This is a genomic window from Actinosynnema sp. NPDC050436, from assembly GCF_040655415.1.
Classification (GTDB): domain Bacteria; phylum Actinomycetota; class Actinomycetes; order Mycobacteriales; family Pseudonocardiaceae; genus Actinosynnema.
Window position 1 is genome coordinate 589,671 of sequence record NZ_JBFAJV010000001.1, and the last position, 11,625, is coordinate 601,295.

The window sequence follows — 11,625 nt, forward strand, 5'->3', positions numbered from 1 at the left end:
TCCCCGGTCCGGGCACGACGGGGACGCCACGGCCGTCAGCCCCCGCCGCGTCGATCGGGTACGGCACGAAGGTGCCGCGGTGTTCGTCCACGCGTAGGGGCTCGCCGATGGGCGGGGCCGAGCGTTGCGGGCACAGGGGGCGGTCGCAGGTGCGGCAGCCGGGGCTGATCGGGGTGGCCGCGGCGGTGTCGTCGAGGTCGACGCCGGCGGAGTACACCAGACGGCTCACGTGCCTGATCTCGCAGCCCAGGCCGACGGTGAAGGTCTTGCCGGGATTGGCTTAGCCTCCCGGCCCCGGGACACGGTGCGGGCCACCCAGAGGTAGCGGCGGCCGTCGGGCACGGCGGCGACCTGGGTGACGATGCGGCCGTGCGAGCTGAACGCGCCGTAGACGTTCCACAGCAGGCAGGTGCCGCCGGAGCGGGAGAAGTGGAAGCCGGTGGCGGACTGGCACTTGGAGACGTTGCCGGCCCGGTCGGCGCGAAGGAAGGAGAACGGCACGCCGGGGGTGCCGGGGCGTTGCAGGGTGGTCAGGCGGTGGCAGATCGTCTCGAAGCCCAGGGCGAAGTGGTCGGCGAGCAGTTCGACGTCGTAGCGCAGCCGTTCGGCGGCCCGGTGGAACGTGCCGTAGGGCAGGACGAGCGCGGCGACCGCGTAGCGGGTTAGGCCGATGCGGATCAGCGCGCAGACCTGCGGATCGGATTCGCCGCTGTCGGCGACGATCGCGTCGAGGGCGTCCGCGAATTCGAGCAGCGCTAGTTGGGTGACCATGCGGAATGCCTGGCCGGGGCGCAGGTGAACGGACAGGCACAACGTCCGGGTGCCGGGCGAGACGGACCGCGCTGGCCGGGTCCCAGCAGGGCCGAGGTCACCGGCCCGTGGGGCGAGAGGTTCGGCGGGATCCCCGCCCGAGGCGATCGAATCCGTGGTCCGGCTGGACGACCGGTTCGCCGGGCGGCGGGCCGACCTGCTCACCGCCCGGTAGGAGCGCCGTGAGTGGTTCGCGCAGGGCGGCACACCGGACTTCCTCCCGCGAACCCGCGCGGTCCGTGAGGACGGCACCTCGCGGGTCGCCCCCCGGGCACCCGAGCCGGCCGACCGCGGGTGGAGATCACCGGGCCGCCTGATCGGAGGATGGCCGTCAACGCCCTCAACTCCGGCGCGAAGGTGTGGACGGCGGGCCTTGAGGACGCCACCTCGCCCACCTGGCACAGCGTCGTCACCGGGCAACTCACCCTGCTCAACGCGGCGCGGCACCGGATCGGCTTCACCGCCGAGGGCGGCAAGCGGTACGCGTTGGCCGCCGAGACCGCCACGGTCGTGGTGCGGCCACGCGGCTGGCACTCGGTGGAAAAGCACCTCGCGGTGGAGGGCCGGCCGATTTTCGGCGAGCCTGTTCGACTTCGGTCTGCACTTCTTCCACTGCGCCCGCAGGCAGATCGATGGCGGCACCGGGCCGTACTGCTACCTGCCCAAGCTGGAAGGTCGCCTGGAGTCCCGGCTGTGGAACGACGTCTTCGTGTTCGCCCAGGAGGTGCTGGGCGTTCCGCGCGGCACGATCCGCGCCACCGTGCTGATCGAGACCATCACCGCGGCGTTCGAGATGGAGGAGATCCTCCACGAGCTGCGCGAGCACAGCGCGGGGCTCAACGCGGGCCGCTGGGACCACGACTTCAGCGTGATCAAGAATTTCGGCCGCCGTCCGGAGTTCATCCGGCCCGACCGCGCGGGTGATGATGACCGTGCCGTTCATCCGCGCCACACCGAACTGCTCTGCTGGTGCGCACCTGCCACAAGCGCGGCGCGCACGCCAACGGCGGCGGACCTGCTCGCGGCCGACCGCACGCCGGGCCGGGTCACCGAAGCCGGTTTGCGCGGCAACGTGTCGGTGGCGGCCCGCTACTTCGAGGCGTGGTTGGACGGTGTGGGCGCGGCGTCGCCGGGCGGGCTGGTGGAGGACGCGGCCACCGCCGAGATCGCCCGCTGCCAGATCTGGCAGCGGCTGCGCCACATCACGCCCCGGCCGAGGGCGGCATGGTCACCGAGGAAACCGTGACGGCCATGCCGGACAAGGAACTGCTGGAGGTCCGGCCCGAGCGGCGGGCGGCGGTGCGGGCGCTGTTCGCGGACAACGCGCTCGGCGAGGACCTGCCGACGTTCTTCACCACCGAGGCATGCGCCGGGCACCTGGCGGGTCAGCCCGCAGGCGGGTAGGGCAGCAGCGAACTGGAGTTCTCGTCGACCCGCAGCGGCTTCCCGATCACCGGGAACGCCCGCTGCGGGCAGGCGGTGCGCTCGCACACCTTGCAGCCCATGCCGATCGGCGTGACGGCGGCGTCCGCGCCCAGGGTCAACCCCGTGGAGTAGACCAGCCGGCGGGCGTGGCGCAGCTCGCAGCCCAGCCCTACCACGAACGACTTGGCCGGGTCTCCGTGTCCGCCGGCGGCGCGGGTGACAGTGCGGGCGATCCAGAAGTACTTCGTGCCGTCGGGCAGCTCGGCGATCTGGGTCAGCACCCGGCCGGGAGAACCGAACGCCTCGTAGATTATCCACAGTGGACACGATCCGCCGGAGCGGGAGAAGTGGAAGCCGGTGGCGGACTGACGTTTCGAGATGTTGCCGGCCCGATCGACCCGCACGAACGAGAACGGCACGCCGCGCGCACCGCGCCGCTGCAGCGTGGACAGCCGGTGGCACGCCGACTCGAAACCGACGCCGAAGTGGTCGCACAGCCGCGCGATGTCGTAGCGGAAGCGCTCGGCCGCTCCGAGGAAGACCCGGTAGGGCAGCACGAGCGCCCCGGCGAAGTAGTTGGCCAGCCCGATCCGGGCCAGGCTGCGCGCGGTGTCCCCGCTGTAGGGCCACGCTCCCGTCAGCCGGTCGATCACGTCGCCGGCTTCCAACAGGGCCAAGTGCGAGGCCAGGCGGAACGCGGCCTGGCCCGGGCGCAGGGTGGGCGAGAGCCGCAGCACCCGTTCGCCGACCTCGTAGCGGTGCTGGTCTACACCGAGGCCCGCATCCGCCACCACGCGCACGTCGTGCCGCTCCGACAGCGCCGACACCAAGCCGGTCCGGGTCTCCCCCGGGCGCAGGCGCAGCTGCGCGGCCAGCCGCTCGGCGGGCTCGTCCAACTCGGCGACGTAGTTGCGGCGCTGGTAGAAGTAGTCGCGCACCTCCTCGTGGGGCTGTTGGGCGGCTGTGCGGTCCAGCCCCTGTTCGGCGACCAGCGCGGCGATGTTCTCGGTGGCCTCCCGGTAGCGGCGGTGCAGACCGACCAGGGCGTGCGCGACGACCGGCAGGTGGGCGGTCAGCTCGTCCAGCTCCGCGGCCGACAGCGCGCCGGCGATGGTGTCGTCGGCGAACACCTCGCGCACGTCGGCGATCAGCCGGGCGGTGTCGCGAGCGGCGAAGAACTCGACGTCCACGCCGAACACCTCGGTCAGGCGCAGCAGGACCGGCAGGGTCAGCGGCCGGGTGTTGTGCTCCATCTGGCTGACGTAGCTCGGCGAGACCCCGAGCGCGCCTGCCAGTTGGACCTGGCTCATCGACCGGGCTTCACGCAGTTGCCTCAGCCGGCCGCCGGCGTAGGTCTTCTCCACACTGGCACATTAACAAACTTCACAACCGCCTCTCGTTTCTGCACAACTCTTGACATGTCCGAACGGTTACGGGACAGCTCCTCCACAAGGCAGCCTTGAGCCGGCATCGCAACCTTCACAAGGTCGAGGAGTCGACGTGATCGACCACAGTGTCCGCGCCCACCGCTCCGCCGAGAACCCGCCCCGCCACGAGCAGCTGGCGTGGAAGCTCGCGGCGGTCGCCACCGACCCCGTGCCGGTGGAGCCGGACGTGGTCGAGATGGTGGTCAACCGGGTGATCGACAACGCGGCGGTGGCCGCCGCCTCCCTCACCCGCGCGCCGGTGCTGGCGGCGCGCGACCAGGCGCTGCGACGGCCCGCCGCTCCGGGCGCGACCGTGTTCGGCGCCGCCGGCCGGTTCTCTCCGGAGTGGGCGGCGTGGGCCAACGGGGTCGCGGTCCGGGAACTGGACTACCACGACACGTTCCTGGCCGCCGACTACTCGCACCCCGGCGACAACATCCCGCCCGTGCTCGCGGTGGCCCAGCACACCGGGCGCACCGGCGCGGACCTCGTGCGGGGCATCACCGCGGGTTACGAACTCCAGGTCGACCTGGTGCGCGGGATCTGCCTGCACGAGCACAAGATCGACCACGTGGCCCACCTCGGCCCGTCGGCAGCCGGGGGGATCGGCGCACTGCTGGGCCTGGACACCGAGACCGTCTACCAGGCGATCGGGCAGGCCCTGCACACCACGACCGCCACCCGCCAGTCCCGCAAGGGCGAGATCTCCTCGTGGAAGGCGTACGCCCCGGCGTTCGCGGGCAAGGTCGCGGTCGAGGCGGTGGACCGGGCGATGCGCGGCCAGGACTCGCCCAGCCCGGTCTACGAGGGCGAGGACGGCGTGATCGCCTGGCTGCTGGGCGGCCCGGATGCCCGCTACACCGTGCCGCTGCCCGCGCCGGGCGAGGCCAAGCGGGCGATCCTGCGCACCTACACCAAGGAGCACTCCGCCGAGTACCAGAGCCAGGCGCTGATCGACCTCGCCCGCCGGCTCGGACCGCGCATCGGCGAGTTCGACGAGGTGGCCCGGATCGTCATCCACACCAGCCACCACACCCACCACGTGATCGGCTCGGGCGCAAACGACCCGCAGAAGTACGACCCGACCGCGAGCCGGGAGACGCTCGACCACTCGATCCCCTACATCTTCGCCGTCGCGTTGCAGGACGGGGTGTGGCACCACGTCCACTCCTACGCGCCCGAACGGGCCGCGCGCCCGGACACCGTCGAGCTGTGGCGCAAGATCACCACGATCGAGGACCCGGAGTGGACCCGCCGCTACCACGCCCCCGAGCCCGCGTTCGGCGGACGGGTCGAGGTGGAACTGGTCGACGGCACCGTGCTGACCGACGAGATCGCGGTCGCCGACGCCCACCCCGCCGGGGCGCGACCCTTCGCGCGCGCGCAGTACGTCGCCAAGTTCCGCGCGCTCACCGACGGCATCGTCGCGCCCGCCGACCAGGACAGGTTCCTCGACCTGGTCACCCGGCTGCCCGAACTGACCGCCGACGAGGTCGCCGCGCTCGCGCTGCCCGCACTCGTCGAGACCCCGCCTGCCACCACCGGCATCCTCTGAGCACGACGGGAGCACCATGTCCGCGCCTACCATCCACAAAGGACTCGCCGGGGTCGTGGTCGACACCACCTCCGTGTCGATGGTCAACCCCGCCACCAACTCGTTGACCTACCGGGGCTACCCCGTGCAGGACCTCGCGGCGCACTGCCGGTTCGAGGAGGTCGCCCACCTGCTGTGGCACGGAGAACTGCCCACCGCCGCGCAGCTCGACGCCCAGAACGCGGCCGAGCGCGCGCACCGCGCGCTGCCCGACCACCTGGTCGCCACGCTGCTCGCCCTACCGGCGTCCGCGCACCCGATGGACAGCCTGCGCACCGCCGTGAGCATCCTGGGCGCGAACGACCCGACCGAGGACGACAACTCCCCCGCGGCGAACCACGCCAAAGCGCTGCGCCTGTTCGCCGCCCTGCCCGCCGTGGTCGCGCTGACCCAGCGCCGCCGCCGGGGCCTGCTGCCGCTGCCGCCCCGCGACGACCTCGGCTACGCGGAGAACTTCCTGCACATGACCTTCGGCTCGGTGCCCGAACCGGTCGTGGTCCGCGCCTTCGAGACCTCGCTGGTGCTCTACGCCGAGCACAGCTTCAACGCCTCCACCTTCACCTCCCGCGTGGTCACCTCGACGCTGTCGGACCTCTACAGCGCGGTCACCGCGGGCATCGGCGCGCTGAAGGGCTCCCTGCACGGTGGCGCGAACGAGGCCGTCATGGCGGTCTTCACCGAGATCGGCACCCCGGACCGCGCGCGGGCGTGGCTGGACGAGGCGCTGGCGGCCAAACGCAAGGTCATGGGTTTCGGCCACCGCGTCTACAAGAACGGCGACTCCCGCGTCCCGACGATGCTGGCGGCGCTGCACGACGTCGCCGGGGTCCGCGACGGCGGCCGGCTGCTCGACCTCTACGAAGCGTTGGCGGACGCGGTGCACGACGCCAAGGGCCTGCACCCGAACCTGGACTACCCGGCGGGCCCGACCTACCACCTGATCGGCTTCGACACCCCGATCTTCACGCCGATCTTCGTCGCCTCGCGGGTCACCGGGTGGACCGCGCACATCGTCGAGCAACTGGCCGCCAACAGCCTCATCCGGCCCAGCAGCACCTACACCGGTTCCGCCGAGCGTTCGGTGAAGACCGCGCCGGAGAGGTAGTCGCGGGTCCGCACGATCTCCTCGCGCCGGGAGAACGGCGTCAGCTCGCCGGACAGCGACGAGCTGTCGCCGTCCTCCCGGATCGCACGCAGCGTGCGCTCCACGGCCGCGACGGCGGCGCGCTGGAGGTCGGACGGCACGATCACCAGCCGGTAGCCCAGCTCCCGCAGGCGCTCCAGCGGCACCACCGGGGTCTTGCCGCCGTGGAACATGTTGATCAGCTTGGGCTCCGGGATCGCCTCGGCAACCGCCTCGACCTGCTCGACGGTCTCCGGGGCCTCCACGAAGATCACGTCCGCGCCGGCGTCCAAGTAGGCCCGGGCACGGTCCAGCGCCGCGTCGAGGCCCTCGACCGCGATGGCGTCGGTGCGGGCGACCACCACGAAGTCCGGGTCGGTGCGCGCCGCGAGCACGGACCGCAGCTTGAGCACCATCTCCTCGACGGGGACCAGGGACTTGTCGTCCAGGTGCCCGCAGCGCTTGGGGAAGGACTGGTCCTCGATGTGCAGGCCGGCCATCCCGATCCGCTCGTAGGCGCGAACCGTCCGGGCCGCGTTGACCTCGTTGCCGAACCCGGTGTCCGCGTCGGCCAGGATCGGCAGCGAGGTCACCTCGGCCATCGAGGTCAGCCGATCGACCACCTCCGCGAAGCTCACCAGCCCGATGTCGGGCACCCCGGCGCTGCGCGCGATCGCCCCGCCACTTGCGTAGACCAGGTCGAACCCGGCCCGCTCGACCAGTCGGGTGGTCAGCCCGTCGAACGCGCCCGGTGCGACGTGCACGTCCTCGCCATCGATCATCCGCCGGAGCCGGGTCGTTGCCCGCACAGTTTGCATACACACTGTATACAGCGTGTCGACGGCTTTTGTCAGTGCGATGCGACACTGCCGAGCCGGTAGCGTCACAAGGTCCGCCACCCCCTGAACGGACCTCTTCGCCACGCTCCGCACCTGACGCGATCGTCCGACGGAGTGATCACCGAGCAGACTTCCGGATGACCCGCCAACGAAGTTCGGCACACCGAACTCTATGCTTCGATCATGCCGAAGTTTGTTCGCGCCCTCGGCGTGCTCCTCTCCTCCGCCCTGGTCGCGACCGCGTGCGGGAGTGCCGGCGGTGCGCGGTCCGACGGCAAGCCAGTGGTGCTGACGACGTTCACGGTGCTCGCGGACATCGCCGCGAACGTCGCGGGTGAGCACCTCGCGGTGGAGTCGATCACCAAGGTGGGTGCGGAGATCCACGGCTACGAGCCCACACCGGAGGACATCAAGAAAGCCGCCAGAGCGGAACTGGTCGTCGACAACGGGCTCAACCTGGAGGCGTGGTTCGCGCAGTTCGTCGCCGAGGCGGACGTGCCCCACGTGGTCGTGAGCGAGGGTGTCACCCCGGTTCCGATCGCCGAGAGCACCTACGCCGGCAAGCCCAACCCGCACGCGTGGATGTCCCCGCTCAACGTCCAGGTCTACGTGGACAACCTGGTCCGCGCGTTCAGCGACCTGGACCCCGGCCACGCCGCGGACTTCCGCGCCAACGGAGAGCGCTATTCCGCCGAGCTGCAACGCGTGCACGACGACCTGGTGACGGCACTGCGCGAGGTACCGGAGGGCAGACGGGCTCTGGTGACGTGCGAGGGCGCGTTCTCCTACCTGGCCCGCGACGCCGGGCTGGCCGAGCGTTACCTGTGGGCGGTCAACGCCGAGCAGCAGGCCACCCCGCAGCAGATCACCCGCGCGATCGACTTCGTCCGGGACAACGGGGTGCCCGCGGTGTTCTGCGAGTCGACCGTGTCCGACGCGCCGATGCGGCAGGTCGTGTCCTCGACCGGCGCGGCGTTCGGCGGCGTGCTCTACGTCGACTCGCTGTCCGGTCCGGGCGGCCCGGTGCACACCTACCTGGACCTCATCCGGCACGACGCCCGCACCATCGCCACCGCGCTGACCGGCGACGCCCGGTGACCGCGATCGAGGTGCGGGACGTGGTGGTCTGCTACGGGGAAGTGCTCGCGCTCGACGGCATCACGCTGACCCTCGCGCCCGGCCGGGTGTGCGGGCTGGTGGGCGTCAACGGGTCCGGCAAGTCCACCCTGTTCAAGGCGATCACCGGGGCGGTGCGGCCGGCCCGGGGCGAGGTGCGGGTGCACGGCGTCCCGCCGTCCCGCGCCCGCAGGTCCGGGGCGGTGGCCTACGTCCCGCAGAGTGAGGCCGTGGACTGGGCGTTCCCGGTGTCGGTGCGGGACGTGGTGATGACAGGGCGCTACGGGCGGCTCGGGTTCACCCGCCGGCCGCGCCGGGCCGACCACGAGGCGGTGGACCGCGCGCTGGACCGGGTGGGGCTGTCCGACCTCGCCGGCCGGCAGATCGGGGCGCTGTCGGGCGGGCAGCGCAAACGGGCGTTCGTCGCGCGCGGCATCGCGCAGGAGGCGCGGGTGCTGCTGCTGGATGAGCCGTTCGCGGGTGTGGACAAGCGGTCCGAGGCCACGATCACCCGCCTGCTGCGGGAGTCGGCGGCCGGCGGGGCTACGGTGCTGGTGTCCACGCACGACCTGCGCGCGCTGCCCGCCCTCGCCGACGAGGCGGTGCTGCTGATGCGCCGCGTGCTGGTGCACGGCCCGCCGGACGAGGTGCTGCGGCCCGACAACCTGGCGCGCGCGTTCGGCCTCGACGAGGAGCACGTGGGGTGAACCTGTACGACCTGGTGGTGGAGCCGTTGAGCTACGGGTTCATGGTCCGCGCGTTGACCGCGACGGTGGTCGCCGCCGCCGTGTGCGCGGTGCTGTCGTGCTGGCTGGTGCTGGTCGGCTGGTCGCTGATGGGTGACGCGGTGTCGCACGCCGTGCTGCCGGGCGTGGTGCTGGCGTACGTGGTGGGTGCGCCGTTCGCGGTGGGTGCGGTGGTGTTCGGGTTCCTCGCCGTCGCGCTGATCGGCCTGGTGCGCGACACCAGCCGAGTCAAGGAGGACGCGGCCATCGGGATCGTGTTCACCACCCTGTTCGCGCTGGGGCTGGTGCTGGTCTCGGTGACGCCGAGCCAGACCGATCTCAACCACATCGTGTTCGGCAACCTGCTCGGGGTCGACCGCGGCGACCTGGTCCAGATCGTGGTCCTGGGCGCAGTGGCGTTGGCGGTGCTGGTGGTGAAGCGGCGCGATTTCACGCTCTACGCGTTCGACCCGGTGCACGCGCACGCGATCGGGCTCGACCCGAGGCTGATCGGCGCGGCGCTGCTCGGGCTCCTGGCGCTGACCTGCGTCGTGGCGTTGCAGGTCGTCGGCGTCGTGCTGGTCGTGGCCATGCTGATCATCCCCGGGTCGACCGCGTACCTGCTCACCGACCGGTTCGGGCGGATGCTGGTGATCGCGCCGGCGTTGTCGGTGGGCGCGGCCGTGGTCGGCCTGTACTTGTCCTACCACCTCGACACCGCGTCCGGCGGGATGGTGGTGCTGGTGCAGGGCTCGGTGTTCCTGCTGGTGTACCTCTTCTCGCCCCGGCACGGTGTCGTCGGCAGGCGGGTGGCCGCCGCCCGAGGGCGGGTCGGCCCGTCGACGGGGTGACCGTGCCCGGCGGGATACCCTGAGGACATGTCGGTGGCGGAACTGCCGGAGAGCGCCCAGAACTACCTGAAGGTGGTCTGGGCGTTGCAGGAGTGGTCCGACGCGCCGGTCACCACCTCGGTGCTGGCGCAGCGGATGGGACTCAAACCGTCGACGGTGTCCGACGCCGTCCGCAAGTTCACCGAACAGGGGTTGATGCTGCACGCCCGCTACGGCACCGTCGGACTCACCGAGACCGGCCGGGAGCACGCGGTCGCCATGGTGCGGCGGCACCGGCTGATCGAGACGTTCCTGGTCGAGACCCTGGGCTACCGCTGGGACGAGGTGCACGACGAGGCCGAGGTGCTCGAACACGCCGTGTCCGATCGGCTGGTCGAGCGCATGGCCGCAGTCCTGGGCAACCCGACCCGCGACCCCCACGGCGACCCGATCCCGACCGTGGACGGCCTGGTCCACCGCCCGCGTGCCGTGCCGCTGCCCGACGTGCCGGCGGGCTCTTCGGTGCGGGTCGCCCGCATCTCCGACAGCGATCCCGATCTGTTGAAGCACTTCGCCGACCACGAGGTGGTCCTGGACGCGGAGCTGCGGGTGCTGGAGCCCGCGCCCTACGCCGAGGACGTCGCGGTGCTCGTGGTCTCGACCGGTCACCGGGCGGAGCTGGGCCGCGCGGCGGCCGGCGCGGTGTGGGTCTCCCCGCTCTGACAACCGCCCTCGCCGAGCGCAGCTCGCCTCGGGAACGAACCGCGGTGCGAGGAGTTCCCGTCCGGAGTCGGCAGGGTGCTCTGTGACGACCGGGAGCCACGTGACCGGTGAGGTGGCCGCGACCGCGTTGGCGGGACTCTCCGGCTCGCCGTACCGGGAGTGCTTCACCGAAGTGCCCTGGTTCGACCCCGAGGAGCGGTTGGCGCGGTTCAGGGCCGCCTTCGCCGAACACTTGGCGACGCCGGGTGCGCGGCGTGCCGGCGAGTCGGTGGCGGGTGTTGTCCACCGCCGGCCCGAGCCCGCGGAACCACCGGCCACCCCGTGCTGCGCCAACGTGTTCGGCGTGGTCAACTCCGCCGCCCACCACCGGCTGCGCCCACCAGTCCTGGAGGTCGTGGAGCTCATGGCGGGACACCGGGGTCGCGGGCTCGCGCGGGCGCTGCTCGGCAGCTTCGTCGCGGGCGTCGACCGGGCCTGGAGCTGTGCACCCACCCGAATGAGCCGGTCTGTGGTCCCCACGAGCCCGGGGGCGGTCGGTGGCGAGGTCGTGCACCACCGACGGCGACGCGCCCCTGCGGGTGCACCTGCTCGACCGGGCTTGGGCTCCGAGTGGCCGGGACCGCCCGGCAGGAGATGCACATCACTCGACTGTGTCAGGTTGCGACACGCCCATGTGGGGCCGTGTTGCACTCCGCTCTACAACATGTAGTGTTCCGCCCGTCGATGGTTCCGACGCCCGCCCGAGGGCCGAGGAGGCAAGAGGGAACCCGGTGCGAATCCGGGACTGCCCCGCAGCGGTGAGTGGAAACGACCGCCGTCACACAGCACTGGGAGCACCGCTCCCGGGAAGCGACGGCCAGTAGGTTCGGCTGGACAGCCGGGTGTCCGCGAGTCCGAAGACCTGCCAGCGATGCGCGCACCGGCCGGTGCGCGCGTGTCCCGGGGCCTCGTGGGCGGGCCGACGCGGATGGTGCGCCGACGTGCGCCTTCTGTGTGGTTGCCGCGTGCTCCGG

8 protein-coding genes, 2 pseudogenes and 1 riboswitch are annotated in these 11,625 nt (G+C 71.8%); of the genes and pseudogenes, 7 read left to right on the plus strand and 3 right to left on the minus strand.

Annotation, left to right across the window (positions count from 1 at the left end):
- Nucleotides 1-55 precede the first annotated feature (55 nt).
- A pseudogene (locus AB0I60_RS02435) lies at nucleotides 56-828 on the minus strand (short-chain fatty acyl-CoA regulator family protein); the annotation flags it as partial.
- 72 nt (nucleotides 829-900) lie between these two features.
- Between AB0I60_RS02435 and AB0I60_RS02440 the strand changes: the two are divergent.
- Nucleotides 901-2,214: pseudogene (locus AB0I60_RS02440) on the plus strand (malate synthase A).
- Here the strand turns inward: AB0I60_RS02440 and AB0I60_RS02445 are convergent.
- Nucleotides 2,196-3,599 carry a short-chain fatty acyl-CoA regulator family protein gene (locus AB0I60_RS02445; RefSeq protein ID WP_360725345.1) on the minus strand — a complete coding sequence of 468 codons (1,404 nt, stop codon included), beginning with the start codon at nucleotides 3,597-3,599 and terminating at the stop codon, nucleotides 2,196-2,198. The pseudogene AB0I60_RS02440 and the gene AB0I60_RS02445 sit on opposite strands and share 19 nt — an antisense overlap.
- Nucleotides 3,600-3,735: 136 nt before the next feature.
- Here AB0I60_RS02445 and AB0I60_RS02450 point away from each other — a divergent pair, with 136 nt between their 5' ends.
- Both AB0I60_RS02450 and AB0I60_RS02455 read left to right on the plus strand, forming a co-directional pair.
- Entirely contained in the window at nucleotides 3,736-5,217 is a 1,482-nt protein-coding gene (locus AB0I60_RS02450; protein WP_360725347.1) for an MmgE/PrpD family protein, read from the plus strand.
- Nucleotides 5,218-5,233: 16 nt separating this feature from the next.
- Nucleotides 5,234-6,361 (plus strand): bifunctional 2-methylcitrate synthase/citrate synthase, encoded by a 1,128-nt coding sequence (locus AB0I60_RS02455; RefSeq protein WP_360725349.1) that lies wholly within the window; start codon nucleotides 5,234-5,236, stop codon nucleotides 6,359-6,361.
- On the opposite strand, the gene AB0I60_RS02460 is transcribed toward AB0I60_RS02455, so the two are convergent.
- Nucleotides 6,313-7,161 (minus strand): isocitrate lyase/PEP mutase family protein, encoded by an 849-nt coding sequence (locus AB0I60_RS02460; protein ID WP_360725351.1) that lies wholly within the window; start codon nucleotides 7,159-7,161, stop codon nucleotides 6,313-6,315. The genes AB0I60_RS02455 and AB0I60_RS02460 overlap by 49 nt on opposite strands.
- A 240-nt stretch (nucleotides 7,162-7,401) precedes the next feature.
- Between AB0I60_RS02460 and AB0I60_RS02465 the strand changes: the two genes are divergently transcribed.
- From AB0I60_RS02465 to AB0I60_RS02480, 4 genes are read left to right on the plus strand one after another with little or no spacing between them, the layout of a single operon-like run.
- Complete coding sequence (locus tag AB0I60_RS02465; RefSeq protein WP_360725353.1) at nucleotides 7,402-8,316, plus strand: metal ABC transporter substrate-binding protein; 915 nt, start codon at nucleotides 7,402-7,404, stop codon at nucleotides 8,314-8,316.
- On the plus strand, nucleotides 8,313-9,041 hold the full coding sequence (locus tag AB0I60_RS02470) for a metal ABC transporter ATP-binding protein (RefSeq protein ID WP_360725355.1): 729 nt from the start codon (nucleotides 8,313-8,315) through the stop codon (nucleotides 9,039-9,041). Before AB0I60_RS02465 ends, AB0I60_RS02470 begins: the two co-directional genes overlap by 4 nt.
- A complete protein-coding gene (locus AB0I60_RS02475; RefSeq protein ID WP_360725357.1) occupies nucleotides 9,038-9,910 on the plus strand; it encodes a metal ABC transporter permease in 873 nt (290 codons plus the stop codon). The genes AB0I60_RS02470 and AB0I60_RS02475 overlap by 4 nt, the downstream gene beginning before the upstream one ends.
- Before the next feature lie 27 nt (nucleotides 9,911-9,937).
- Entirely contained in the window at nucleotides 9,938-10,612 is a 675-nt protein-coding gene (locus AB0I60_RS02480) for a metal-dependent transcriptional regulator (RefSeq protein ID WP_360725359.1), read from the plus strand.
- Between the two features lie 707 nt (nucleotides 10,613-11,319).
- Nucleotides 11,320-11,536: riboswitch (cobalamin riboswitch) on the plus strand.
- The last annotated feature ends 89 nt before the right edge of the window (nucleotides 11,537-11,625 follow it).